25 protein-coding genes are annotated in these 23606 nt (G+C 64.1%); 14 read left to right on the top strand and 11 right to left on the bottom strand.

Features of this window, described 5'->3' with window-relative positions; all coding sequences use genetic code 11:
* The first annotated feature begins 161 nt into the window (after positions 1–161).
* Entirely contained in the window at positions 162–1562 is a 1401-nt protein-coding gene (locus tag QD408_RS24000; protein ID WP_414141013.1) for a pilus assembly protein TadG-related protein, read from the top strand.
* A 57-nt stretch (positions 1563–1619) separates the two neighbouring features.
* Here QD408_RS24000 and QD408_RS23995 read toward each other — a convergent pair whose 3' ends face one another.
* Entirely contained in the window at positions 1620–2534 is a 915-nt protein-coding gene (locus tag QD408_RS23995; RefSeq protein WP_414141012.1) for a LysR substrate-binding domain-containing protein, read from the bottom strand.
* Positions 2535–2677: 143 nt separating this feature from the next.
* Between QD408_RS23995 and katG the strand changes: the two genes are divergently transcribed.
* Complete coding sequence (gene katG, locus QD408_RS23990) at positions 2678–4864, top strand: catalase/peroxidase HPI (RefSeq protein ID WP_414141011.1); 2187 nt, start codon at positions 2678–2680, stop codon at positions 4862–4864.
* Positions 4865–5299: 435 nt separating this feature from the next.
* Positions 5300–6025, top strand: a complete 726-nt coding sequence (locus QD408_RS23985; protein WP_414141010.1) for an SDR family oxidoreductase — start codon at positions 5300–5302, stop codon at positions 6023–6025.
* Positions 6026–6118: 93 nt separating this feature from the next.
* Here the strand turns inward: QD408_RS23985 and QD408_RS23980 are convergent, their stop codons facing one another.
* From QD408_RS23980 to QD408_RS23965, 4 genes are all read right to left on the bottom strand, one after another.
* Positions 6119–6529 (bottom strand): type II toxin-antitoxin system VapC family toxin, encoded by a 411-nt coding sequence (locus QD408_RS23980; RefSeq protein ID WP_414141009.1) that lies wholly within the window; start codon positions 6527–6529, stop codon positions 6119–6121.
* Entirely contained in the window at positions 6526–6786 is a 261-nt protein-coding gene (locus tag QD408_RS23975) for an antitoxin (protein ID WP_414141008.1), read from the bottom strand. The genes QD408_RS23980 and QD408_RS23975 overlap by 4 nt, the downstream gene beginning before the upstream one ends.
* A gap of 72 nt (positions 6787–6858) precedes the next feature.
* Positions 6859–7416 (bottom strand): DUF3299 domain-containing protein, encoded by a 558-nt coding sequence (locus QD408_RS23970; RefSeq protein WP_414141007.1) that lies wholly within the window; start codon positions 7414–7416, stop codon positions 6859–6861.
* A gap of 199 nt (positions 7417–7615) precedes the next feature.
* Positions 7616–8086 (bottom strand): SgcJ/EcaC family oxidoreductase, encoded by a 471-nt coding sequence (locus QD408_RS23965; protein ID WP_088683249.1) that lies wholly within the window; start codon positions 8084–8086, stop codon positions 7616–7618.
* 187 nt (positions 8087–8273) lie between these two features.
* On the opposite strand from QD408_RS23965, the gene QD408_RS23960 reads away from it, so the two are divergent.
* The 4 genes from QD408_RS23960 to QD408_RS23945 all read left to right on the top strand — a co-directional run bounded on the left by QD408_RS23960 (position 8274) and on the right by QD408_RS23945 (position 12705).
* Positions 8274–9404 carry a sensor histidine kinase gene (locus QD408_RS23960; RefSeq protein WP_414141006.1) on the top strand — a complete coding sequence of 377 codons (1131 nt, stop codon included), beginning with the start codon at positions 8274–8276 and terminating at the stop codon, positions 9402–9404.
* Complete coding sequence (locus tag QD408_RS23955; RefSeq protein WP_088683250.1) at positions 9401–10060, top strand: response regulator; 660 nt, start codon at positions 9401–9403, stop codon at positions 10058–10060. Before QD408_RS23960 ends, QD408_RS23955 begins: the two co-directional genes overlap by 4 nt.
* Positions 10057–11976, top strand: a complete 1920-nt coding sequence (locus tag QD408_RS23950; protein ID WP_414141005.1) for an ATP-binding protein — start codon at positions 10057–10059, stop codon at positions 11974–11976. Before QD408_RS23955 ends, QD408_RS23950 begins: the two co-directional genes overlap by 4 nt.
* Positions 11977–12237: 261 nt before the next feature.
* The gene (locus QD408_RS23945) at positions 12238–12705 is read left to right on the top strand and encodes a response regulator (RefSeq protein WP_414141004.1); all 468 of its coding nucleotides are present in this window, start codon (positions 12238–12240) and stop codon (positions 12703–12705) included.
* 10 nt (positions 12706–12715) lie between these two features.
* Here QD408_RS23945 and QD408_RS23940 read toward each other — a convergent pair whose 3' ends face one another.
* From QD408_RS23940 to QD408_RS23930, 3 genes are all read right to left on the bottom strand, one after another.
* Complete coding sequence (locus QD408_RS23940) at positions 12716–13861, bottom strand: ROK family transcriptional regulator (protein ID WP_414141003.1); 1146 nt, start codon at positions 13859–13861, stop codon at positions 12716–12718.
* A 98-nt stretch (positions 13862–13959) separates the two neighbouring features.
* The gene (locus tag QD408_RS23935) at positions 13960–14535 is read right to left on the bottom strand and encodes a pyridoxamine 5'-phosphate oxidase family protein (RefSeq protein ID WP_414141002.1); all 576 of its coding nucleotides are present in this window, start codon (positions 14533–14535) and stop codon (positions 13960–13962) included.
* Positions 14536–14548: 13 nt separating this feature from the next.
* Complete coding sequence (locus QD408_RS23930) at positions 14549–15253, bottom strand: SDR family oxidoreductase (RefSeq protein WP_414141000.1); 705 nt, start codon at positions 15251–15253, stop codon at positions 14549–14551.
* 106 nt (positions 15254–15359) lie between these two features.
* On the opposite strand from QD408_RS23930, the gene QD408_RS23925 reads away from it, so the two are divergent.
* The gene (locus QD408_RS23925) at positions 15360–16250 is read left to right on the top strand and encodes a LysR substrate-binding domain-containing protein (RefSeq protein WP_414140999.1); all 891 of its coding nucleotides are present in this window, start codon (positions 15360–15362) and stop codon (positions 16248–16250) included.
* Positions 16251–16318: 68 nt separating this feature from the next.
* Positions 16319–16438 carry a DUF1868 domain-containing protein gene (locus QD408_RS23920; protein WP_414140998.1) on the top strand — a complete coding sequence of 40 codons (120 nt, stop codon included), beginning with the start codon at positions 16319–16321 and terminating at the stop codon, positions 16436–16438.
* Positions 16439–16494: 56 nt separating this feature from the next.
* On the opposite strand, the gene QD408_RS23915 is transcribed toward QD408_RS23920, so the two are convergent.
* The gene (locus QD408_RS23915; RefSeq protein WP_414140997.1) at positions 16495–17313 is read right to left on the bottom strand and encodes an oxidoreductase; all 819 of its coding nucleotides are present in this window, start codon (positions 17311–17313) and stop codon (positions 16495–16497) included.
* A 102-nt stretch (positions 17314–17415) separates the two neighbouring features.
* Between QD408_RS23915 and QD408_RS23910 the strand changes: the two genes are divergently transcribed.
* On the top strand, positions 17416–18021 hold the full coding sequence (locus tag QD408_RS23910; protein ID WP_414140996.1) for a TetR/AcrR family transcriptional regulator: 606 nt from the start codon (positions 17416–17418) through the stop codon (positions 18019–18021).
* 35 nt (positions 18022–18056) lie between these two features.
* Here QD408_RS23910 and QD408_RS23905 read toward each other — a convergent pair whose 3' ends face one another.
* A complete protein-coding gene (locus QD408_RS23905; RefSeq protein ID WP_414140995.1) occupies positions 18057–18521 on the bottom strand; it encodes a nuclear transport factor 2 family protein in 465 nt (154 codons plus the stop codon).
* 137 nt (positions 18522–18658) lie between these two features.
* Here QD408_RS23905 and QD408_RS23900 point away from each other — a divergent pair, with 137 nt between their 5' ends.
* Positions 18659–19030 (top strand): winged helix-turn-helix transcriptional regulator, encoded by a 372-nt coding sequence (locus QD408_RS23900; protein WP_414140994.1) that lies wholly within the window; start codon positions 18659–18661, stop codon positions 19028–19030.
* Positions 19031–19396: 366 nt separating this feature from the next.
* Here QD408_RS23900 and QD408_RS23895 read toward each other — a convergent pair whose 3' ends face one another.
* Entirely contained in the window at positions 19397–20365 is a 969-nt protein-coding gene (locus tag QD408_RS23895) for a zinc-dependent alcohol dehydrogenase family protein (RefSeq protein WP_414140993.1), read from the bottom strand.
* A 53-nt stretch (positions 20366–20418) separates the two neighbouring features.
* Here QD408_RS23895 and QD408_RS23890 point away from each other — a divergent pair, with 53 nt between their 5' ends.
* From QD408_RS23890 to QD408_RS23880, 3 genes are read left to right on the top strand one after another with little or no spacing between them, the layout of a single operon-like run.
* On the top strand, positions 20419–20835 hold the full coding sequence (locus tag QD408_RS23890; protein WP_088681421.1) for an acyl-CoA thioesterase: 417 nt from the start codon (positions 20419–20421) through the stop codon (positions 20833–20835).
* A 3-nt stretch (positions 20836–20838) separates the two neighbouring features.
* A complete protein-coding gene (locus QD408_RS23885; RefSeq protein ID WP_414140992.1) occupies positions 20839–22356 on the top strand; it encodes a class I adenylate-forming enzyme family protein in 1518 nt (505 codons plus the stop codon).
* Positions 22334–23533 carry a thiolase family protein gene (locus QD408_RS23880; protein WP_414140991.1) on the top strand — a complete coding sequence of 400 codons (1200 nt, stop codon included), beginning with the start codon at positions 22334–22336 and terminating at the stop codon, positions 23531–23533. Before QD408_RS23885 ends, QD408_RS23880 begins: the two co-directional genes overlap by 23 nt.
* The last annotated feature ends 73 nt before the right edge of the window (positions 23534–23606 follow it).

The following is a 23606-nucleotide window of genomic DNA, read 5'->3' as shown; positions in this document are numbered from 1 at the left end:
GGCCAGACGCGCGGGATATCCACATCGAGAGCCGACTGTACGATTCGCGTCGGAAAATTTCCCCTGCCGCTGCGGGGCGGCAACGCGTTTCCCTGTCGTTAAGGTTGCCGCCATAGCCGTGTTCGAAACCGAAGAGAAATCTGAGTTTCGAGCCGATGCCCATGACACGCCGTTCGTCTTTCCTGTCCCGCCTGATCGAAAACCGCGACGGTGCCGTGGCAATCGTCGTCATCCTGGTCGCGGTGCCCATGCTTCTGGCGGTCGGGGCGTCCATCGACTACATCAGAGCCTATAACGGCCGCACGGATCTGCAGTCGGCCGCGGACTCAGCGGTGCTGGCGGCGGCCGCGAAATACAAGTCCGGCATGCCGCAGGCGACGATCTCAAAGACGATCGACGCCTTCCTGTCGGCCAATGGGAAGCTCGAGACGGCTGTCGTCGGCGAGCCTGAGGTGGCGAGCGACGAGTCGGAATTGTGCCTCGACGTGTCGGACGCCGTCCCCACCACCTTCATGAAAGTGGCCAATATCCAGTCCGTTCCGATTGCCATCCGGTCCTGCGCGGCTTTGCCGGGGGTGAAGCAGCTGGAGATCGCGCTGGTTCTCGACGTGTCGAGCTCGATGATCGAGGAGAACCGCTTCACACCGATGCAGACCGCGGTCGCCAGCTTCCTCCAGGCCTTCTCGTCCAACGCCTCGCTTGTCGACAAGACCAAGATCTCGATCGTGCCCTTTTCCAGCCGCGTCAATTTCGGCATGGCTCATACGGACTGGCTCAAGTCCTATAATGGAGCGGCTGCGGTTCCCAAACGCTGGACCGACCCCAAATCCGTCTACACCTCCTCCAGCTACACGCTCTCTTATTGGATCGACGGCGTCACGCCGCTCATGTCCACCTCCAAGAATTATTACTGGATGGGCTGCATCGAGCCGCGCGCCGATGTCGAGGTCAAGGACACGGGCGCGATCGACGACGGCATGAGCGACGCGCCGCCTGCGACCTCCGCCTTCGTCGCCATGGACGCCAATCCCAAATCGGGAACCAGCTTCTGTCCGCCACCGGTCACGCCGCTGACCGGCGACTTCGCCTATCTGAAAAAGGTCGTGACCAACCTGACCTCCGAAGGCTCCACCCGGCTGGATGCGGGCGTGGTCGCGGGATGGTACACGCTGTCGCCGAAGTGGAAGGGCGTCTGGGGAGACGAGACCTCGCCCGCGGAGATTTCCGATTCCGTCCGTAAGGTCATGGTGTTCATGACCGATGGGGAAATGAACACCAAATACGATCCGAACGGCAAGTTCGACTGGATCTGCTCTCAAACGCAATCGCCGACATGCAACACCGTCGCCACCTCGGCGATGCAGGCCGCATGCACCGCGATGAAAAAGAGCGACATCGAAATCTATACGCTGTCCTACAGCGCCGATGCCGACGTGGTGAACATCCGCAACTGCGCCACCAACGGCGCGCATTTCTTCACCGCCTCGCCGGCGACGATCAAGACCGTCTATGAGACCATCGCGGCTGCGATCCGTGGGGATACTTTGCGGCTGACACAGTAGCGGCGACATTTGCCGGTCCGGGCGAAGACGCCTCCCGAACCCGACAACCATCCTCCCTCACCCGCCCGCATGCTGCCCGCGCATCGTCTCGGCCGAGCGGCGCACCGCTTCTGCTACCTCCTGCAGCTGCTTGGCCATCGGCGTCGAATTGCGCCAGACCATACCGATCGTTCGCGAAGGCTGCGGCGAGGGGAAGCGGGAGATGGAGACTTGGGCCGAGCGCGTTTCGACGGGAACGGCCATTTCCGGGATCAGTGTGACGCCGATGCCGGCGCCGACCATCTGGACGAGGGTGGAGAGCGAGCTGCCTTCCATGATTTCCCGCGGGCGGGCCGGCCCTACCTTGCAGAAGGACAGCGCCTGGTCGCGGAAGCAGTGGCCCTCTTCCAGCAGCAGCAGCCGCATTTCGCGCAGCGCCTCGCGCTCGGGCACCGGCTTATCTCCATCCTCTTGCCGCCGGACCAGCACGAATTCCTCCCTGAAAAGCTCGAGTTCGGTGAGCGAGGGTTCCGACACCGGCAGCGCGACGATCGCCATATCGAGCTGGCCCTGCGCCAGTTCCTGAACCAGCTTGCCCGTCTGCGTCTCGCGCACCTCGATCTGAATTCCGGCGAAGCTTTTGTTGAGATCGTTTATAATGGCCGGCAGCAGATAGGGCGCGATCGTCGGGATGATGCCGATGCGCAGCCGCGTGAGGAAAGAATCGCGCGAGGCGCGGGCAAATTCGCCCAGCTCGTCGACGGCGCGCAGGATGTCGCGGACCCTGAGCGCGAAGGTCTGGCCGAAGGGGGTGAGCTTCACCTCGCGCGCGCTACGCTCGAAGAGCTCGCTGCCCAATTCCTGCTCGAGTTCTTTGATCTGCATGGAGAGCGCCGGCTGGGAGATGGCGCAGGCATCGGCGGCGCGGCGAAAACGGCCGTCCCTTGCCAGGGCTTCAAAATAACGCAGCTGTTTCAGGGTAAGATTCTTCATAAGCTCAGCTTATCGCAGCAATCAGTAAATCCAACTTAAAATTATTGAACGCTTCCGATATGAAGACTGCAGGGAGAGAGCAGGGCGCCGGCCCGGCTCATCTTTTTGAACGGCAGACAGATCAAGCAATGAAGGAGACGATCATGGACAACCCCACTGACAGCGCAGGCAAATGTCCTGTTGCCCATCACAAGGCTCCGACCGCGCGGACGAACCGCGACTGGTGGCCGAACCAGCTGAACGTGCAGATTCTTCATCACAATGCCGGCCGCGCCGATCCGCTCGGCCAGGATTTCGACTATGCCGAAGAGTTCAAGAAGCTCGATCTCGATGCGCTGAAGAAGGATCTTCACGCGCTGATGACCGATTCGCAGGATTGGTGGCCGGCCGACTTCGGCCATTACGGCGGCCTCTTCATCCGCATGGCCTGGCACAGCGCCGGCACCTATCGCATCACCGACGGCCGCGGCGGCGCCGGCCAGGGCCAGCAGCGTTTCGCACCACTCAACTCCTGGCCTGACAATGCCAACCTCGACAAGGCCCGCCGCCTGCTCTGGCCGATCAAGCAGAAATACGGCAACCGCATCTCCTGGGCCGACCTTATGATCCTCACCGGCAACGTCGCGCTCGAATCCATGGGCTTCAAGACCTTCGGCTTCGCCGGCGGCCGCGCCGACGTCTGGGAGCCGGAAGAACTCTACTGGGGCCCTGAAGGCACCTGGCTCGGCGACGAGCGCTACAGCGGCGAACGCCAGCTCGCAGAACCGCTCGGCGCCGTGCAGATGGGCCTGATCTACGTCAACCCGGAAGGCCCGAACGGCAATTCCGATCCGCTCTCTTCGGCCCGCGACATCCGCGAAACCTTCGCCCGCATGGCGATGAACGACGAAGAGACCGTGGCGCTGATCGCCGGCGGCCACACCTTCGGCAAGACGCACGGCGCCGGCGATCCGTCCCTGATCGGCGCCGAGCCGGAAGGCGGCGCGATCGAGGACCAGGGCCTCGGCTGGAAGAGCTCCTTCGGCACCGGCGTCGGCAAGGATGCCATCACCGCCGGCCTCGAAGTCACCTGGTCGCAGACGCCGACCAAGTGGAGCAACTACTTCTTCGAAAACCTCTTCGCCTATGAGTGGGAGCTGACGACGAGCCCGGCCGGCGCCAAGCAGTGGCAGGCCAAGAACGCCGAAGCCTCCATTCCTGATGCCTTCGACGCCGGCAAGAAGCATCTGCCGACCATGCTGACGAGCGACCTGGCGCTGCGTTTCGATCCGATCTACGAGAAGATCTCGCGCCGGTTCCTGGAAAATCCCGCTGAGTTCGCCGACGCTTTCGCCCGCGCCTGGTTCAAGCTGACCCACCGCGACATGGGCCCGAAGGTGCGCTACCTCGGCCCTGAAGTTCCGGCTGAAGACCTGATCTGGCAGGACGTGATCCCGGCCGTCGACCATCCGCTCGTCGACGACAAGGACATTGCCGACCTCAAGGCAAAGGTGCTGGCAACAGGCCTTTCCGTGCAGGAACTGGTCTCGACCGCCTGGGCGTCGGCCTCAACCTTCCGTGGCTCCGACAAGCGCGGCGGCGCCAACGGTGCGCGCATCCGTCTCGCCCCGCAGAAGGACTGGGACGCCAACCAGCCGGCCCAGCTCGCCAAGGTGCTTAGCGTTCTCGAAGGCATCCAGAAGGACTTCAACGCCGCCCAGACCGGCGGCAAGAAGATCTCGCTCGCCGACCTGATCGTTCTTGCAGGTGCTGCCGGCGTCGAAAAGGCGGCAGCGGCCGGCGGCAACGCTGTCAGCGTGCCCTTCACGCCGGGCCGTGCGGATGCGTCCGACGCCCAGACCGACGCGCATTCCTTCGCAGCCCTCGAGCCGCGCATCGACGGCTTCCGCAACTATGTGAACGGCAAGCGCCATCAGTTCATGAAGCCGGAAGAAGCGCTCGTCGACCGCGCCCAGCTGCTGACGCTGACCGGGCCTGAAATGACCGTTCTCGTCGGCGGCCTGCGCGTGCTGAAGGCCGGCAACCCCGAGCACGGCGTCTTCACCTCGGCGCCTGAGACGCTGACGAACGATTTCTTCGTCAACCTGCTCGACATGGCGACGCAGTGGGTTCCGGCCGCCGGCAAGGACGGCGTCTATGAAGGCCGCGACCGCAAGACGGGTGCTGCCAAATGGACCGGCACCCGCGTCGACCTCATCTTCGGCTCGCACTCGCAGCTTCGCGCCTTCGCCGAAGTCTACGGCCAGGCCGACGCCAAGCAGAAGTTCGTCAAGGACTTCGTCGCCGCCTGGAACAAGGTCATGAACGCCGACCGCTTCGACCTCGTTTGATAGGTTAGCTTATTTGCCCGGGCGCGGTTTCGGCTGCGCCCGGGCTTTTTTAGGCGAATTCCTCGGGGTGGCTACGACCGCAGGAGTTTCCGATCCCCGGCGCACCTGATGCTTGATTGCGCGGGCACTACCTCTCCTCCGTCATCCCTGTGCTCGTCACAGGGATCCAGCGCGCCCAAGTCCTTGGGCGCAGGAAACTTCCTTCCCCCGCGGTAAGTCATTCACCGCGCGGACGCGCGGTGGCTGGATTCCTGTGACAGGCACAGGAATGAGGAGTGTGGGGTTGGCCTCCAGCCACTCTCCCGAACCGAAGCCTCTCGGCGCTGTTACTCGATCCACCAGTCCTTTGCGCAGAGGCCGTCGACAGCACATTCCCGCTCCTAGCCACGACCGACCTCGCATGCGATAGATGATCGACACACTGGAGGAGTTGATATGAACGCTTTGCAGGGCAAGGTCGCCGCTATCACCGGAGCTGCCTCGGGAATTGGACTGGCATCGACGGAAGCGATCATCGCGGCGGGCGGTTCGGTCGTGATGATCGATCGGGACGAGGCGGCGCTGAAAGAGGCCTGCGGCAGGCTCGGAGAGAAGGCGATCGCGCTGCGGCTCGACCTTCTCGACCCCAATGATTGCGCAAGCCTGCTCGACCGCATTCTGTCGAAGGCCGGCCAGTTGGACATCTTCCATGCCAATGCCGGCACCTATATCGGCGGAGATCTGGCGGACGCAGACCTCGATGCGATCGACCGCATGCTCAATCTGAACGTGAACGTGGTCATAAAGAACGTCCGGACGGTGATCCCCCACATGATCGAGAGAGGGACGGGAGACATCATCGTCACCAGTTCGGTCGCGGGCCATGCCCCCGTTCCATGGGAGCCGGTCTATTCCCCTTCGAAGTGGGCGATGCACTGCTTCGTCCAGACCATGCGGCGGCAGCTCTTCAAGAACGGCATCCGCGTCGGTTCCGTCTCGCCCGGCCCGGTGATCAGCGCCTTGCTGAAAGACTGGCCGGAGGAGAACCTGCGCAAGGCAAGGGAGGCCGGCGCCTTGATCGAACCGCGCGACGTCGCCGAAGCCGTGGTCTTCATGCTGACCCGGCCGCGCAACGTGACGATCCGCGACATGGTGATCCTGCCGAGCTCCTTCGACATTTGATGTGAGCGGAAGGGAGAAAGGGCTCTCCGCATAAGCTGACTGCGGGAGGATGTGGATAGGGCATGCCGAAACGCCGGCTGAAGCTCTCTTGGGCTACCGCCCGACCGTCCAATCCTCGACGCGCAGGCCATCCACGCGCCGGAACTCCCCGACATTGTTCGTAATAAGAACCAGATCACGGCTCCTCGCCTGCGCGGCGATCAGTACATCGTAGGGACCGATCGGTGTTCCCTTTGCCGCCAACGCTGCGCGGATCTCTCCGGCGGCCAGCGCATCCTCGCGCTCGAAGCCGACGGCCGGGAAATCCGCCATGAACAGGCGCAGGGTTTCGAGATTGTAGGAAATCTTCGCGCTTTTATAGGCGCCGTAATAGAGCTCGTGCATGACGATGCTCGACAGCCCGATCGATCCCTCGTCGCTGCCCATGACGCGGGCGAGCAGCATGTCGGACTTCCGGCCGATCAGAGCGATCACCGCATTGGTGTCGATGAGATGGGTGATCACTTGAACAGGTCCCGAAGGCCGGCCCTCTCCTGATCTTCCGGCTGCTCGCGTCCCTCCGCCATGAAATCATCGCTGAGGCCGCGTTCGAGCGCACTACGCAACGAGGCCCACCGCACGCCATGATCGGTCCGCGGCCGGAGAATGATCGCATCGCCTTCCCGCGTCACTTCCACCTGATCCACGTCGAAGCGAAACTCCTTCGGCAGCCGGACGGCCTGCGAATTGCCGGATTGAAAGACGCGCGCATATTGTGGCATAGAGAACACTCCACAGTTTGTATATATACTTATGTATATACGCGCCTGGCGGCACTCATGCAAGCCGTCCCACTAACGAGGCAGGATGCCGAAAGGCGAGAGCGTCAGCAGATCGGGATCATTTGTCGCCGTCGCTTTCGCCACCTCGGCGTGGCTCATGCTGTAGCCGTAGGCAAGGACGCGCACGCCGTCGATCATGAAGAACTGCGCCTGGTCCAGGCCGGGCCGCAGCGCGCCCGTCACGGTGACGGTCTCGTACATTCTTTCGAGATGCAGAGGTTCCTGCGGAACGACGCGCACTAGCTGGTTGGGCGGAGGGGAGGGCATGTGGCTGCAGGCTCCGGCCCAGGGGACCAGCATGAATTCGTAGACGAGATCGCCGTCCTGGTCGACCGGCAGCACGAAGCCCGTCAATTCGACGGGATGGCCTTCGTCACGCCAGGCAAGCGTTTCGCCCTGCGGGCCGCTGACCGTCTTGCCTGACAACGGCATTGTCGCCTTGGCCTGATCGGCCGGCCGCAAAGCACTCCAGAAAATCGGCTGGGCCGCAGCGAAGGCATCGGAAACCGGCCATGCGGAAACCAATGCCAGCACGGAGAACATCAGGCGAAAGGGTCTGTGCTTCATCATCGCGTCTCCCGGGCCGGCCGTTTCGGCGACCTGCCGCTGCCGCGCGGATGCTACTCCTGATTTCGCTCGGCCGTCAAAACTTCCTTCCTTGGTGAGTGTTCTTTGGAGTGGGAGCAATGCGGCACGCCCTCTCACCCGTCATATCGGCGAAAGACCCCGTGTGGGGTGGACACGGGGTCTTCCTGCCGGGTCGCAGCGATCAGTGAGCCGCGGCTTTTTCCGGCATCATCGAGGAGTGGTGGGAGGTGATCAGCCAGTTTCCGTCCTTGAATTCATAGGTGTAGGTGTAGCGGGCGGGGACCTTGGAGCCGTCCTTCATCGCGAAGGTGTAGGTGCCGGTGTCGACGGCCCAGTTGCAGCCGGTCTTGATGTCGCGGCTGTCGATGTGGCCCTTGGGCTCGTTGGCGAGGAAGTGCTTGAAATAATCGATCCGCTCTTCCTGGGTCAGGCGGGGCTTGTTCGAGAGGGTGGCGAGCAGCACGGAGTCCTCGCTGTAGTTCTTGGCGACTTCCTCCGGGCTCAGCGTCGCGAGCGAGCCGTTCCAGCGGTCGAAGAGCTTGGCGACCTGCTCGTCGCTCACCGGGGCGCAGCTTACCGTTTCGCCGGCGGCCGCGGCCGACTGGACCTGAACGACACCGAGGACGAGGGCGGCGGCAATGATCATACGCATGTTTGACTTTCCTTTATCGCGGTTCCGGCGGACATCGCATCGGTCGACCGCATGACCGAGATCTAAGGTGCCGGGCGCCGCTGCCCCATCTGCCGGGTGGCCTCGATCCGGTCTGCCGAACGGCATAGATGACATTCGCGCCGGAATGACTATCGTGCCCGCGTCATTCATTTGAGGAGCAGTCCCTTTGGGTCTGGAGCACAATATCGATACCGCCCATTCGCCCGATGTCGTGGAAATGCGGGCGCTCTACCGGGCGGCGGAAGCCCGCGCGGCGCGGCTGCGCTTCATCATCGAGGCACGAAACCTGCTCGATGCGCAGGCCTTCGAAACGGCCGCGCCCGAGGTGCTGTCCCGGCTTTCCGATTTTGCCGGCGCCTCCCGGGCCGAACTCGTCTTTCCCTCCTTGCACGAAGCAGCGCCAGCGCGGCTGGCGATCGGCAGGAGCATGGAAAACGACGGCATCCTGTTTGCCTCCGAAGACGGCTCGGGTCTCAGCCTCACGCTGCTGGGCCCATCACGGGGACGCGGCGTCGATGCCGACGACCTGAAGACATTGGAGGTGGTGGCCGGCCAGCTTTCCGACGCCTGCAATCTGGAACGGCAGGCAGCGGAAAAGCAGGCGCTGCTCGGCGATCTCGAACGGCAGCGCAGCGAACTCGCGGCCCTCGTGGCGCAACTGATCCAGGCGCAGGAGCAGGAGCGCCAGCGGGTGGCGCTCGACCTGCACGACGGCTCGGCCCAGCTTGCCGCCGGCCTCAGCTACCGCCTGCAGGATCTGGCGGCGCGCATCGGCGAGGCGCATGCGCTCAAACCCGAGATCGATGAGCTTGCGGCGCTCGCGCGCCATTCCGTCGCCGATCTTCGCGCGGCGATCGCTGATCTGCGGCCGCCGGAGCTCGACGATCTCGGTGTCGCCGCCGCACTGCGCACGCGCCTCGATGCGATCGACGGCATGGAGGTGATCGCCGATCTCGATGCCGGCGCCGACCGCTGGCCGGCATCGGCGGGGATCATCTTCTACCGCGTCGCCCAGGAGGCGATCACCAATGTGATCAAACACGCCGAGGCGAGCCGGCTCATCGTGCGCCTCTTCGAAGACGGCGCGGGCGAAGCGCATCTCGAAGTGATCGACGATGGAAAGGGCATCGGCGAGGGGCGCCATCCCCAGGCCGAGCAGCGGGGAGCACGGCTCGGTATCGCCGGCATGCGCGAGCGCCTGGCGCTGCTCGGCGGCCGCTTCGAGATCGTATCAGGCGCTTCCGGCGGCACCCATGTCCGCGCCGCAGCCCCGCTTGCGCAGGAGACGACGGAATGACCGCCTCCATTCTCGTTGCCGACGATCACGACATCGCCCGCGCCGGCCTCATCGCCATGATCGGCGGCCAGGAGGATTTCCATGTCGCCTTCGATGTGCGCGACGGCATGGAAGCGGTCGAGGCCTGCGCCGCCCACAGGCCGGATCTGGCACTGCTCGACATCCGCATGCCGCGCATGGACGGGCTCGCCGCCACCCGCGAGATCCGCCGCGTCTCGCCCGGCACTCGCGTCATGATCATCACCATGCATGACAGCCTCGATTATCTCGAAGCGGCGATCGAGGCCGGCGCCACCGGCTATCTGCTGAAGGATGCGAGCCGCGAGGATATCCTGCGCACGATCCGCCGCGTGCTCTCGGGCGATGCCTTCTTCGACGGCCCGCTCGTTGCAAGGCTCTTGCGCCGCGCCGCCACCAAGCCGCAGACCAATGCCAGCACGCTGGAGACGCTGACGGTGCGCGAGCGCGAGGTGCTGGCGAAGGTGGCCGAAGGCCTGACCAACAAGGAGATCGGCCGGGCGCTGAAGATCTCTCCCGGCACGGTGAAGATCCATGTCGAGCGCATCATCGGCAAGCTCGGCGCCGGCGACAGGACGCAGGCCGCCGTCATGGCCGTGCGCGGCGGGTTGGTGCAGACGGCGAAGGAAGAGCCATGAGGCTGCGCTTCGCCGACCTGCCGCTCCGGGCCAAGGGCATCGTCATCATCATGGTGCCGCTGGCGCTGCTGCTGGCCGCACTCGCCTCGGTTTTCGTCGCCGACCGGCAGAGCCGCATCGCCGAGGATCAGGTGCGCGTCACGCTGGAGATCCAGTCGGGCATTCAGGAACTGCATGCCCTGATCGCCGAAGCGGCGACGGCCATGCGCGGTTATCTCCTGACCGGCCGGACCGATTTTCTCGATCCCTTCAACCGGGCCGAGGACAGGCTGCCCGTCGTGCTCGACGAGGTCGGCCGGCGGCTGCGGGATGAGGAGCAGAAGGACCGGCTCGAACGCATCCGCGCCCTGGTCGATGCGAAAGTCGGCCGGCTCGAACTCTTGAAACGGGCCGATACGCTCAGGGCCGGCGGGCGCGAGGATCTTGCGGCCCAGCTGATCGAAGGCAAGCAGGTGCTCGACACGCTGAGGCGGGAGATCGACGCGATGAGCCGGCGGGAGGCCGATCTGCTGAACGCGAGAACCGAAGCCGCCGACCGGGTCCGTACGCTGTCGCGAAGCCTGATGATCGCCGCCGGCTTTCTCGGCTTTGCCGGCGCGCTCGTCGCCGTCTTCCTGTTTTCGGCCAGCATCGTGCGCCGCGTGCATGCGCTGAAAGCCCAAGCGCATCTGTTGTCGCAGGGCGCGGTCGTGACGGTGGCCGATCCCTTCCGCGATGAGCTCGGCAGCCTCGGACGGGCGCTCGAAGATGCGAGCGTGCTTCTGAAAAGACGCGAGGCCGATCTTACCGAAAGCGAGGAGCGCTTCCGCCAGCTGGTCGAAGGCGTCAGCGATTACGGCATCTTCGGGCTCGATGCCGAGGGGCGGGTGGTGAGCTGGAATGCCGGCGCCGAGCGGATCACCGGCTATGGCGCCGAGGAGATCATCGGGCAGCATTTTTCCCGCTTCTATCCCGCCCAGACCAGGGACACGTTTCCGGCGGAAGAGCTTGCCAAGGCGGCGCGCGACGGACGCACCGAGGCGGAGGGCTGGCGCCTGCGCAAGGACGGATCGCGCTTCTGGTCCCACGTCGTCGTCACCGCCCTTCATGACGAGACGGGCCGGCTGCGCGGCTTTTCCAAGATCACCCGCGACATTACCGAGCGCAAGCAATTCGAAGAAGCCCTGCTTGCCGCCCGCGAGGATGCGGTGCGCGCCAGCAACGCCAAGAGCGAATTCCTGTCGCGCATGAGCCACGAGCTGCGCACGCCGCTGAATTCCGTGCTCGGTTTCGCGCAGCTTCTGGAGATGGACGTCACCGATGCCGAATCCAGGGAAAGCGTCGCGCAGATCCTGCGGGCCGGCCGCCATCTCTTGAGCCTGATCGACGAGGTGCTCGACATGGCCAGAATCGAGGCCGGCCGCATGGATCTTGCCGTCGAAGCCCAGCCCGTCGCTGAGGTGATCGACGAAGCCGTGTCGCTGGCAAGGCCGCTCTGCGGCAAGCAGCAGATCCGCATCGAGGTGGTCGAGGCCGAGCCGGATCTTGACGTCATGGCCGACCGGCGGCGTCTCCTGCAGGTGTTCCTCAACCTGCTTTCCAATGCGGTGAAATACAATCGCCCCTGGGGAAGCGTGACCGTCAGCCACCGCACGATCGATGGAGACCGTGTCCGCATCGAGGTCAGCGACACCGGCCCCGGCATTCCGGCCGAGCGCATCGCGCGGCTGTTCACGCCGTTCGACCGGCTGGGCGCCGAGCGGATCAGCCAGGAGGGAACCGGCCTCGGGCTGGCGCTCTCCAAACACCTGATCGACGCCATGGGCGGAACGCTCGGCTTCGCCAACCGGGAAGGCGGCGCTACTTTTTATATCGACCTGCCGCGTGCGCCTGCGGCGACACGGGACGCCGAGGCGCGGGACGTCGCGGTGCCGTAGGGCGCCTACGGTTTGTCCACAGCGTCTCCTCCGTCATGCTCGGCCTTGTGCCGAGCATCTAACCACAACAATTGTTTGACAGGAAACCACTCGTTTTCAGATCCTTAATCGGGCCGGCGCAGATCTTCGGCACAAGGCCGAGGATCACGTCCAGGTTTTGCAGTCGTTTGTTCGGCAGCCTGGCGATGCCAGAAGGCATATCTTTGATTTGACCGCGCCGCTTGATATCAGTTCGGCATCGCTTTCGACGAAGTTTGGTCCATGACAGATTCCACCGATATCGTGCGCCGCTCGACGATCCTGATCGTCGATGACGAGCCCGCCAACGTCTCGCTCCTGGAGCGCATCCTCAAGCGCGAAGGCTTCACGGCGCTGATCAGCACCACCGAACCGCGCGAGGCCCTGCGGCTCTTCCGCGAGCGTCCCGTCGATCTCGTGCTTCTCGACCTGATGATGCCGGATCTCGACGGCTTTGCGCTATTGGAGACTTTCGCAAGGCTCATCCCTGAGAACAGCTATCTGCCGATCCTGGTGCTGACGGCGGATGCGACCCTGCCGACGCGCCGGCGCGCGCTTTCGCTCGGCGCCAAGGATTTTCTGACCAAGCCCTTCGATGCGGTCGAGGCTGTTTTGCGCATCTTCAACCTGCTCGAAACCCGCATCCTGACGCTGGAGCTCGCCAAGCACGGGCTGGCGACGCCGAAATCGGAGCGTCCCCGCATCGATTGATCGAGCCACGCTATCGCTGACGACGGGTATCGGCCTTCGGTGAATGCTGGCCGAGCAGCTCGGCGGCGATCGGCAGCAGCGAGGCCGCCTCGGCAAGCCCGGCGGGACCGGGCAGGCGCGTGACGGCGAGCGTCGGCCTGGTCAGCGGCCGCCGGCCGGCCACGTCGAGGGCGCCGAGATCGACCCGCGCGCACAGCCGCTCCAGCACTTCGCGCGGGAAGAAACCGCCGACGACGATCGCATCGGGATTGAAGAGCTGGACGACGGTCGCAAGCGGCTTCGACAGCCTCTCGCCGCGGTCGTCGATCCAGTCGATGAAGCGGGCATCGCCTTCCCGAAACAGCGCCGAGAGGAAATCCTCCGAAAGCTGTTCCAGCGGACAGCCGAGATGGCGGGCGAGATCGGAAAGGTTGGGCCGGGGACCGGTTTCGGGAATGAGTGCGCCGATATTCGAGGCCTGATTGAACGCGCCGCGAAAGACCGCGCCCTTGGTGACGAGACCGCCGCCGACGCCGAAATCCAGCGAGATATAGAAGAGGCAGCGGTGGTCGGTGCGCGGCCGGTGCGCCTCGAAAGCCGCGGCGCAATAGGTGCCGTTGTCCCAATAGACCGGAAGCCGGAAGCGGGCGCCGATCCTCTCGGCAAGCTCCGACAAGGGTAGGGCGGCCTGCGTCGGCGTGACCTCGAAGAGCGTGCCGTCCTCGCCGACCAGCGCGGGAACGGCATGGCCGACACCGAGAATGGGGGAGGGCGACGTCTCGATCAGCCGGGCGATATCGTCGAGGATCGGCTCGATCGGCGCATCGGACTGGCGCGACACGCGCTCCTGGATATTGCCGCTGAGATCGGAGCGGGTGACGGCATAGAGCCCCTGCCTGATATAGAGGCCGATGCTGTGAAAGGCGTCGTCGTTCAGCGACAGCATCAACGGCGGCTGGCCGCGCTCGCCGTCGTCGAGGACGGCGCGTTCCTCGCGGATCAGCTTGAACCGGTCGAAATTGGCGACGGCCTTGGTCAGCATGGATTTCGACAGGCCGAGCACCGTCGCGATCTCCGTCCGGCTCTTGCCGGGATGGAGGCGGATATGACGCAGCACGGCATATTCGATATCGGTCAGGCTGACCGGTCGCGGCCAGAGTCCCAGGTCTGCGTTCAAGCGAGGCAACTTTCCGAAAAGGATGAGCGAATCCGAGAATAGGCCGCCGGCCTATTCATGTCATGCACTTAACATGGATTCGCACCGTCATTTCAGCCTCACGGATTGACCCAGCGCCCATGGGAGAGGGCGCCGGTTTCGTCATAGCTGAACAAGGCTCTTCGGTTGTCCTGCTGGCGCAGCTCGAACCAATCCAGCGTCCGGGCGCGAAAACTCAGCACACCGAAGCGCGACTTCCCCTCCGCTTCCTCGAGAAGTTCCGGCAATTCGTCCATGGCTTCGAAGGCGCACTCGTCTCCCGGCGGACCGCCGGCATAGGTCATCCGCGTCCGGCCAGGCAGTCTCTCCCAGGCGGTTTCGGCGCGTTCGCTTCCGGGGCCGTGGCGTTCGACCGTGCCCTGAAGCCGAAGCTGCAGCCGGGCCTGCGGGCAGAAGCCGAGCACAGTAACGTGAGGGTTTGCCGAAAGCTCCAGCCATTTCCGGCTTCGCGTATCGGTGTGAAATTCGAGGCTGCGCGTCGCTCTGCCGGCCGCCCGCAGCACGACCATGCGCGCCTGCGGCCTGGCCTCGGCATCGACCGAGCAGAGGTTCACATAGCGGAAACCCGACTGCGGAGCCGCAGCAGCCGTTTCGAGCTCCGTCCATGCCGAAGCATCGATGTCAGCGAGATCCACCGCCACGCCTCGCTCAGACGGAACGGGCAATGCCGCCGTCGACGCGGATGTTCTGGCCGGTGATATATCCCGCACCCTCAGACAGGAGGAAGGCGATGGTGGCGGCGATTTCCTCGCTGGTGCCGTAGCGGCCCATCGGAACGCTGTCGCGCCGCTCGTCGGTGGCGGGCAGGCTGTCGATCCAGCCGGGCAGGACGTTGTTCATGCGGATGTTCTTCGACGCATAGGTATCCGCGAAGATCTTGGTGAAGCTCGCCAGTCCCGCCCGGGCGACCGCCGAGGTCGGGAACATCGCAGAGGGTTCGAAGGCCCATGCCGTGGAGATATTGACGATCGCGCCGCCGCCCTGGGCTTCCATGATCGGCGTCACCAGCCGGGTCGGCCGCACCGCACTGAGGAAATAGACCTCCATGCTCTTGTGCCAATCCTCGTCGGAGATTTCGAGGATCGGCGCACGCGGGCCGTGGCCGGCGGAATTGACCAAAGCATCGATCCGGCCCCATCGCTCCATCGCCAGATCGACGAGGCGCTTGACATCGTCGTTCGACTGGTTCGAGCCGGTGACGCCGACGCCGCCGAGTTCCTTCGCCAGCGCCTCTCCCTTGCCGGAGGAAGAAAGAATCGCGACGCGATAGCCGTCCGCCGCGAGCTTCCGGGCCGCCGCAGCCCCCATGCCGGACCCGCCTGCGGTGATGAGAGCGACTTTTCCTTCAGACATTGAGACCTCCGATAGCTGATTTTGCGCGGCATTATGACAGATGCCGGTGGGACTTTCGCGCGAGAAAGAAAGCTGTCAGACTGTAGAAAATCTACTGGATATGCCGATGACCCAATCCCGCCGCACGCTGCCGCCTCTGAATGCGCTCCGCGCCTTCGAGGCCTCGGGCCGCCGGCTGAATTTCCGCGCCGCCGCCGAGGAACTCGGCGTCACGCAAGGGGCGGTCGCGCAGCAGGTTCGCGCGCTGGAAGAGCAGCTCGGCCTCAGGCTGTTCCAGCGCCTTGCCCGCGGCCTTGCGCTCACTGCCTATGGCACTGCCTATCTGGCGGATGTGACGCGCGCCTTCGATACGCTCGCGGAGGCAACCGGGCGGCTTCTCGACCGGCCGGAAATGGTGACGATCAGCGCCACCCCCACGGTCGCCACCAGGCTGCTGATCCCGCGGCTCGCCGAGCTCTATGCCGCCCTTCCCGATATCGATCTGAGGACGGTCGCGACCGAAGCGCTCGCCGATTTCGACCGCGACCAGGTGGATATCGCAGTGCGCCTCACCCGCCCGCCTTTTCCGGCGAACCTGCAGGCGCAGCTCTTGTTCCGCCAGGAGCTGGTCGCGGTCGCAAGCCCGCATCTGGTCAAGGGCCTGACCTTGCCCTTGAGCATCGAAGAACTTCGCAAACTGCCGCTTCTGCATGACTCGCACGATCACTGGCCGGTATTCCTGCGCACGCGCGAGAAGCTGCCCGGCGCGGCCTTCAACCATACGACACTGGCGCTGGATGCCGCACTCGCCGGCCAGGGCGTCGTGCTCGCCTGCCGGGCTTTCGTCACGGCCGATCTCGAGGCCGGGCGGCTGGTGCGGGTGACGGATGCGACGGCGATCATCGGACCCGACTACTTCCTCGTGCGCAAACGCTCCTCATCACCGCGAAAGGCCGTCGATGCGGTCTGGGACTGGTGTGTGGCGCAGCTGTCGCTGCCTTCGACCGAAACGGCATAACCACCGGCAACACCTTCCGTAAATCCAGGTTCAGCATCGCGTGTTCGACTGACGGCTCGCGGCCAGAGTTGCGCGTCCAGCCATCGGCTGGCGCTCATCCCGCCTATCCCACCGGCGTCTATACCAAATTCAATCTCGACGGCAGCGTGCGGGCCTTTCCCGGCAATACGATCATCTGCCATCTCTGACGGGGCCGGCGTGAGCCGGCCCCGTCACCCGCATCTTAAGGATCTTCGCCTGCCGTTCAGACCATCGACGTGATGATGCGATCGAACATCCGGTCGCTGAGCCAGCGGCGCAGCCACAAGACCGGACCTGCCATGTATCCGGTATGATACCGGGTCTTCGGCCTGGCTGCGGTGATTGCTTTCAGAATGGTGGCCGCCACGACGGCGGGGTCCGACAGCCGTGAGCCGGAATAGATTTCATGCATGCTGGCCGCGGCATTATTGGCCGCCTTGGCATAGGCGCCGCCGCCTGACGTCTTCCTTAGGTTATCGGCGGCGATATGTCCCCATTCCGTTTTGACGCCGCCCGGCTCGACGATGACGACGTCTATCCCGAAGGCTTTGGTTTCCAGGCGAAGCGTATCCGACCAGCCTTCGAGCGCGTGCTTCGTCGCGTGATACCAGCCGCCGAACGGCGTGTAGATCTTGCCGCCGATCGAGGTGATGTTGACGATTTTTCCGAACTTGTTCTCGCGCATTTTCGGCAGGACGAGTTGCGTCAGCCGGGCAAGCCCGAAGAGGTTCACCTCGAACTGCCGGCGGCCTTCGTCGACCGGGACGTCTTCGATCGCCCCGTAGGAGCCGTAACCGGCATTGTTGATGAGAATATCGATCGAGCCGCATTCCGCGACGATCCGTTCGACCGCCGCCACGATCTCCTCGTCCTTGGTGAGATCCAGCGGGACGGCGACGGCGCCGCGCTGCACGAGATCCTGCATCTGCTCGACGCGGCGTGCCGCCACGTAGACCCGGTAGCCCTGCTGCAGCAGTTTCCGGGTCGTGGCATTGCCGATGCCCGACGAGGCACCGGTGATCAAAGCGGTTTTTTTCGACATCGCAGTTCTTTGCATCCTATTTTGAACAGTGTTAAGATGCGTATATAGACGTCAATTTGAACGCTGTATAGATGTGGTGCGAAAAAATTACGGAGCGCATGAGTGTCTGAAAAGCGGGGATACCATCACGGGGAATTGAGGAAGGCGCTGATCACCGCCACCGATGATATCCTGAGAGAAAACGGCATAGAGGGGTTTTCATTGCGCGATGCGGCGAGACGCGCCGGCGTTTCGCCGGGAGCGCCCGCGCACCATTTCGGCAGCGCATCGGGCCTGCTGACCGAAGTTGCGATCCTGGGCTACGAGGAACTGGCCCGCTATCTCGATGAGGCAGTGGATGACGGAACGCCGGCCGGAAGGATGCGCTCGCTGGCCGCGGCCTATGTCGCCTTCGCGCTCGACCATCCCGGCCGCTTCCGTCTGATGTTCCGCAAGGATCTCGTCAACCGCACGAACCCCGTTTACGAAGAAACGAGCAAACGGGCTCTTTGGCCTTTCGCCGAAGCCATCGCGCGGGTCAACGGCACGACTTTGGAGGCATTATTGGAAGCGCGGAACCTCGCCCCGATCTTTGCCGCCTGGTCCACCGCCCACGGCATCGCCTATCTCGCCCTGGAAGACAAGATGCACTTCGCACTCCAGGGCAACTACGATGAGGACTTCCGCAAAAGGCTGTTGCCGGAAATATTGAAAGCTCAATGGGCGTAAATCATGGGGCCGGCCGGAAGCCGGCCCCGTCGACTTCAGAACATGGTGTTCTTGTTGGCCGCCTCTTTCGGAACGGGCTGGATCACGTCCCAGTGCTCGACGATCTTTCCGTCCTTGACGCGGAAGATATCGACGATGGCCTCGCCGCGGTCGTCCGCGCCGTTCGTCGCATGCACATGCAGCCAGACGAGATCGCCATCGGCTGCACTGCGGACGATCTCCGCCTTCGATTGCGCATTGTCCTTGAAGAAGCCGGTGAAGAAGGAAATGAGCGGCTGCTTGCCATCGGGAACCTGCGGGTTGTGCTGCCGGTAATCCTCCGCGATGACCGAGGCGGCCGCAATATCGTGCTTGTTGAAGAACTTGTCGTAAAATTCCACCACCAGCTTCCGGTTGGCTTCCTCGACCTTCAAGTCGCGGGCGGCCGATTCAGCGAAAGCGCCTGACGGCGCGGCGATGCCTGCCAGAATGGCGAGTGCGAAAAGCGATTGAAATCTCATGCATCAAGCTCCTTGGTATGGATCAACGATCTAGTCTAGAAAACAGACTATGAGAGCTGGTCTATGAAACCTCGCCTTGCCCGGCAAGAAGGCAGGTTTTGGTGGCAAGGTCAGCCTGCGATGACCAAGGAGAGGACATGCCTGGAGAAACGGACGAGCCGAAACAACAGCCCGGAGCCGGCTGTCCGATCAGAGGCGTGCTCGATCGCATTGGCGATCAATGGAGCCTGCTCACCCTCGAAGCGCTTGAGCACGGGAAGAAGCGCTTCAACGAGTTGCTGCGCGAGATCGGCGACATTTCGAAACAGATGCTCTCCAAGACATTGCGCCATCTGGAACAGGACGGCTTCATCAGGCGTACCGTCTATCCCGAGGTTCCGCCGCGGGTGGAATATGAGCTGACGGAGATGGGGCGTTCGTTCCTGATCCCGATGAAGGCGCTGATTGGTTGGGCGGAACGGAATCATCCGGTCATCATCCGGTCGCGGCAGCGGCATGAGACGGGTTAGGTTTTAAGCCGCCAATAGCTCAATGCTTGCCACCTGATCGAGATTTGGGATCGGTTAGTTGCCTTTCGCTTGCGCTCAGCGAAGCCAAGCAATGAAGGATGTGCCGTGTAGCCCCCTCATCTGCCTGCCGGCATCTTCTCCCCGCTGGGGAGAAGGAGACTCGTGGGAGCGCCTCGCTCCATCTGAGACGTTTGCGGTAGGTATGACCACCGTGCGGCTTGGTCCCTTCTCCCCAGCGGGGAGAAGATGCCGGCAGGCAGATGAGGGGGCCACACGGCACAGCCCTTATTGCCCTTCGCAGGAAACGTAAGCGAAGGGCAATAATTAGGGTCGCAACCTCTCTTCACTCATCCCAAGGCGCCCCCATCACGCCAACAGCACCTTCCCACCTGTGCGGAAGGGCAAGGCGGCGCGCAGCGCCTCGCCGATCTTTTCCAGCGGAAACACCTCCCGCACCTCGGTCGCGATGACCTTGGAAGCGATCTGCGCCGCCACCTGAGAGTATGCGCGCTGGACCTCGCCCATCGCTTCGGAATGAACCCATTCCCTGAGGTGACAGAAGGAAAAAGCAATATCGGGATGCGACGACCAGAAGGATGGCGGGATGCTCTCTCCCGACAGCAGGCCGTAATGCAGGAAGTGCCCGCCGGGCCTCAGCGCATCGGCAAGCACCGAGGCGCGCGCGCCGCCGACGCAGTCGAGCGCCGCGTCGAGCCCGTGTCGGCCGGCAAGGCCGGCGGCGAGATCGCCGTCCGCTTTGTCGACGATGACGGCCTCGAGCCGGCCATGCAGGCGCGCGAGGGATTCTTCGCTGCGGACGATTGCGATCGGTTCCACGCCGACGGCGTTCGCCATGCCGATCAGGATCGATCCGATCGATGAGGCGGCGGCATTGATGGCGATGCGCATGCCGGGTCTCAGCCTGATCTTGTGGTGCAGCATCAGCCAGGCGGTCATCGGGTTGACGTAGCTGGTCGCGGCCTCGAAATCCGAAAGCGCGTCGGGGACGCGAAGGCACCAGGCGGGATCGGTATCCTTGAATTCCTGCCACCCGCCGGCACTGCGCACCGGCAGCACGCGGGTTCCCGGCACAAGCCCATGAACCTCCTCGCCGCAGGCCTCGACCACGCCGAAGGCTTCGAAGCCAGGGATGAAGGGCAGGGTGGTGCGGCCGGCATAGGCGCCCGATATGGTGATGATATCGGAGGGGTTGATCGAGCGTGCCAGCAGGCGGATTCGAACATGATCACGCCTGAGTGGCGCCAATTCGGTGCGTTCGATCCCGACGACCTCTTCGGCCGGCCCGAATTTTCGCACCACCGCCTGATATTGCATTTGCATCCCCCACACAGTCGGTTAGAACACGCCGTCGAAATTTCGGTGATCGAATGAGCGTTGACGACAGGCCTTTAGCATCGTTCCGGGTCTCGATGCGAGACATCGACATCTATGGTCATGTCCACAACTCGGTTTACCTCGATTATTGCGAGGATGCGGTCGTCGAGTTCCTGCGCCACCGCGAGATCCTCAGCCACTTCCGCCACACCACCTCGGGCGTTGCCTATCACGTCAAGAAGGCGGAGATCACCTTTCACAGCCCGATCGACGTCGACGATATCGTCGAGGCGAAGGTCAGGGTCGAGAAGATCGGGCGGTCGAGCCTTTCCTTTACGATCGAGCTCTATCGCCAGCGCGACGGCGCCCATTGCGCCTCGGGCGGCCTCGTCTGGGTCTGCGTCGGCCTCTCCGACAGCCGCCCGACGCCGATCCCGGAGGCGACCAGAGCCGCCTTGTCGCAGGGCTGACCCATGCCGATCCACGCGGAGCTTCTTCGACACGCCACGGAGAGACCTGACAAGCCGGCGGTCGTGATCGACGGCAACTCCTTGAGCTATAGCGAACTCCATTCCCGCGCCGGCGCGATCTACCGGTTCATCCAGGCGCTTCCGCGCTCGAACGGCCGTCCATTCGATCTGCCCGGCGTCGAGAAGCTCGTGGCGGTCAGCCTCGGCAATCACATCGGCTTTGCCGAGTATTTCGTCGCCGCCACCGCGCTGGCGAATGCCTGCGCGGTCATCGATCCGATGATGCCGGAAGCGAGGATCGAGCGCATCGTCGAGCGGCTGGCGCCCGACATGCTCGTCGTCGACGATGCTGCGAGCCCGAGCGCCGAAATCGGCCGCAGGCTCGGCATCCCTGTCATCGTCGCCGGAGCGGAACCCTTCGACCTCACGGCGATGGGGGACGATATGCCCGTCGATGCCGAGGGGATCTTCCTGATCGGTTTTACCTCGGGCACGACAGCCGAGCCGAAGGCCTATTATCGCTCGCGCGAGCAATGGCGCCGCAGCCTCGACCGGGGACGCCTCGTTTTCGAACTCCAGGACGCGCCCTCGACCCTATGCCCGGGAGCGCTGGCGCATGGCCTGGCGCTTTACGCACTCGTCGAGGCGCTCGATGCCGGCGCAACCTTCCATTCGGTCGGGAAATGGGATGCCGGCGCGGTCGCGCAGATTCTGTCTTCCGGCATCGAGCGGCTGATTGCCGTGCCGACCCACATCGCGGGCATCGCCCGGGCATGGGCGGGCGCGCCGATGGCGTCCTTACGCGACGTGCTGACCGCCGGCGCCAAGCTGAACCTCAACGAGGTTGAATCCATGCGCCGCCTTTTTCCGCAGGCGCGCATCCGGGAATATTACGGCGCCTCCGAGATCGGTTTCATGACCGTCTCGACGCTTGCCGGCGGCGCGACGGATTTTCCGATCGACCGGGTCGGGCAGGCCTATCCCGGCGTCGAAATCTCCATCCGCGACCCCGACGAAAACGATGTCGGCGCCGATGTGCCCGGCACCATTTTCGTCAAGAGTGACCTGATTGCGAACGGCTATCTCTGGGGCGACGACGGCCGGGCGTTCCGGGTCACCCCGGCGGGCGCGACGGTCGGCGATCTCGGCGAGATCGATGAAAACGGCATGCTGCGGGTGATCGGCCGGGCAGGCGGCATGATGATATCAGGCGGCAACAACGTCTATCCCGCCGAAGTCGAGAGCGCGCTGAAAACCTGCCCCGGCGTCGAAGATGCCGTCGTCTTCGGGCTGCCGGATGCCTATTACGGCCAAAGGATCGTCGCCGTCGTCTCCGGCGAGGCTATGGATGCGAAAATGCTCGCAGAGCATTGCGCGGGCAGGCTTGCAAGGTTCAAGATCCCCAGGCAGTTCCACCATATCGGCGCCTGGCCGATGACGAGCAGCGGCAAGATCGCGCGCGGGCAGGTGGAGGCATCGGTGATTTCGGGAGACGGTCTTGTCCTACGCCTATCAGCCTGACGAGGATTGGCAGCCGGTCGTGGTCGCCGCCTACCGCACGCCGATCGGCCGTGCCTTCGGCTCGCTTTCGACGGTTGCGGCCGAAGACCTGCTTGCCCCGATCATCCGCCGGATCGTCGCGGAAACGGGAATTGCGCCCGATGCCGTCGACGACGTGCTGGTCGGCAATGCCGCCGGCGGCGGCGGCAATATCGGCCGGCTGGCGGCGCTCCATGCGGGCCTGCCCATGGCCGTTCCCGGTGTCGCCATCGACCGGCAATGCGGCTCGGGGCTGGAAGCGATCATCCTGGCCGCCCGGCTGATCCAGGCGAAGGCGGGAACCTGTTTTCTCGCCGGCGGCGTCGAGAGCGTCAGCACCGCGCCATGGCGCGTGGAAAGGCCGAAAGCCAATGGCGCCGTGCCGCGCTTCTACGGACGCGCGCGGTTCTCCCCCGAAACGATCGGCGATCCCGAGATGGGCGTCGCCGCCGAAAATGTCGCACGCCAATTCGGCATCTCGCGCCGGCGGCAGGATGAATTCGCCCTGCGCAGCCACCGGCTCGCCGTCGCAGCCGCCGAAGCGGGCCGCTTCCGGCCGGAGATCGTCGAGATCGCCACCGACAACGGCATAGTGGAGCGGGACGAATGCCCTCGCCCCACGACCTCGATTGAAGCGCTGGCAAACCTGAAGCCCGTCTTCCAGGCCGACGGCTCGGTGACGGCAGGCAATGCCTGCCCGGTGAATGACGGCGCCTGCCTGGTGCTGGTGATGAGCCGTGGCATGGCAAAGAGCATGGGCATCCAAAAAGGCCTCGCCTTCATCGACAGCGCCGCCGCCGGCGTCGATCCCAACCTGCTCGGCATCGGCCCGGTCGCCTCGACGGATAAGCTCCTGCGGCGCCAGCCCGGCCTCTCGCTCTCCGAGATCGACGCCATCGAATTCAACGAGGCTTTCGCAGCCCAGGTTCTGGCCTCCCTCGATCAGATCGGCATCTCCGCCGACGCGGTCAACAAGGATGGCGGCGCCCTGGCCCTCGGCCATCCGTTCGGAGCCTCCGGCGCAATTCTCGTTAGCCGGCTATATAGTCAGCTGGTGCGCGGGGACAGCTGGACGCCCTGCGCGACCGGCCTCGCCATGATCGGCATCGGCGGCGGTATCGGGCTGACGGCGTTGTTCGAGGCGGTCAGGCTTTCCTGATAGAAAGGCAAGTCTGCCCGGTTCGCCCTTAGGCAAGACCCCTCCCCAACCCCTCCCCACAAGGGGGAGGGAC

The sequence above is a fragment of the Rhizobium sp. BR 249 genome, assembly GCF_047445895.1.
In the GTDB taxonomy this organism is placed as follows: domain Bacteria; phylum Pseudomonadota; class Alphaproteobacteria; order Rhizobiales; family Rhizobiaceae; genus Rhizobium.
This window is presented reverse-complemented; position numbering and strand designations above follow the sequence as displayed.

Excerpts from the sequence above, each read along its gene's own strand:
- QD408_RS24000 (WP_414141013.1), top strand. The coding sequence starts at position 162 with ATGACACGCCGTTCGTCTTTCCTGTCCCGCCTGATCGAAAACCGCGAC.
- QD408_RS23995 (WP_414141012.1), bottom strand. The coding sequence starts at position 2,534 with ATGAAGAATCTTACCCTGAAACAGCTGCGTTATTTTGAAGCCCTGGCA.
- katG (WP_414141011.1), top strand. The coding sequence starts at position 2,678 with ATGGACAACCCCACTGACAGCGCAGGCAAATGTCCTGTTGCCCATCAC.
- QD408_RS23985 (WP_414141010.1), top strand. The coding sequence starts at position 5,300 with ATGAACGCTTTGCAGGGCAAGGTCGCCGCTATCACCGGAGCTGCCTCG.
- QD408_RS23975 (WP_414141008.1), bottom strand. The coding sequence starts at position 6,786 with ATGCCACAATATGCGCGCGTCTTTCAATCCGGCAATTCGCAGGCCGTC.
- QD408_RS23970 (WP_414141007.1), bottom strand. The coding sequence starts at position 7,416 with ATGATGAAGCACAGACCCTTTCGCCTGATGTTCTCCGTGCTGGCATTG.
- QD408_RS23965 (WP_088683249.1), bottom strand. The coding sequence starts at position 8,086 with ATGCGTATGATCATTGCCGCCGCCCTCGTCCTCGGTGTCGTTCAGGTC.
- QD408_RS23955 (WP_088683250.1), top strand. The coding sequence starts at position 9,401 with ATGACCGCCTCCATTCTCGTTGCCGACGATCACGACATCGCCCGCGCC.
- QD408_RS23950 (WP_414141005.1), top strand. The coding sequence starts at position 10,057 with ATGAGGCTGCGCTTCGCCGACCTGCCGCTCCGGGCCAAGGGCATCGTC.
- QD408_RS23945 (WP_414141004.1), top strand. The coding sequence starts at position 12,238 with ATGACAGATTCCACCGATATCGTGCGCCGCTCGACGATCCTGATCGTC.
- QD408_RS23930 (WP_414141000.1), bottom strand. The coding sequence starts at position 15,253 with ATGTCTGAAGGAAAAGTCGCTCTCATCACCGCAGGCGGGTCCGGCATG.
- QD408_RS23925 (WP_414140999.1), top strand. The coding sequence starts at position 15,360 with ATGACCCAATCCCGCCGCACGCTGCCGCCTCTGAATGCGCTCCGCGCC.
- QD408_RS23915 (WP_414140997.1), bottom strand. The coding sequence starts at position 17,313 with ATGTCGAAAAAAACCGCTTTGATCACCGGTGCCTCGTCGGGCATCGGC.
- QD408_RS23905 (WP_414140995.1), bottom strand. The coding sequence starts at position 18,521 with ATGAGATTTCAATCGCTTTTCGCACTCGCCATTCTGGCAGGCATCGCC.
- QD408_RS23900 (WP_414140994.1), top strand. The coding sequence starts at position 18,659 with ATGCCTGGAGAAACGGACGAGCCGAAACAACAGCCCGGAGCCGGCTGT.
- QD408_RS23895 (WP_414140993.1), bottom strand. The coding sequence starts at position 20,365 with ATGCAATATCAGGCGGTGGTGCGAAAATTCGGGCCGGCCGAAGAGGTC.
- QD408_RS23890 (WP_088681421.1), top strand. The coding sequence starts at position 20,419 with ATGAGCGTTGACGACAGGCCTTTAGCATCGTTCCGGGTCTCGATGCGA.
- QD408_RS23885 (WP_414140992.1), top strand. The coding sequence starts at position 20,839 with ATGCCGATCCACGCGGAGCTTCTTCGACACGCCACGGAGAGACCTGAC.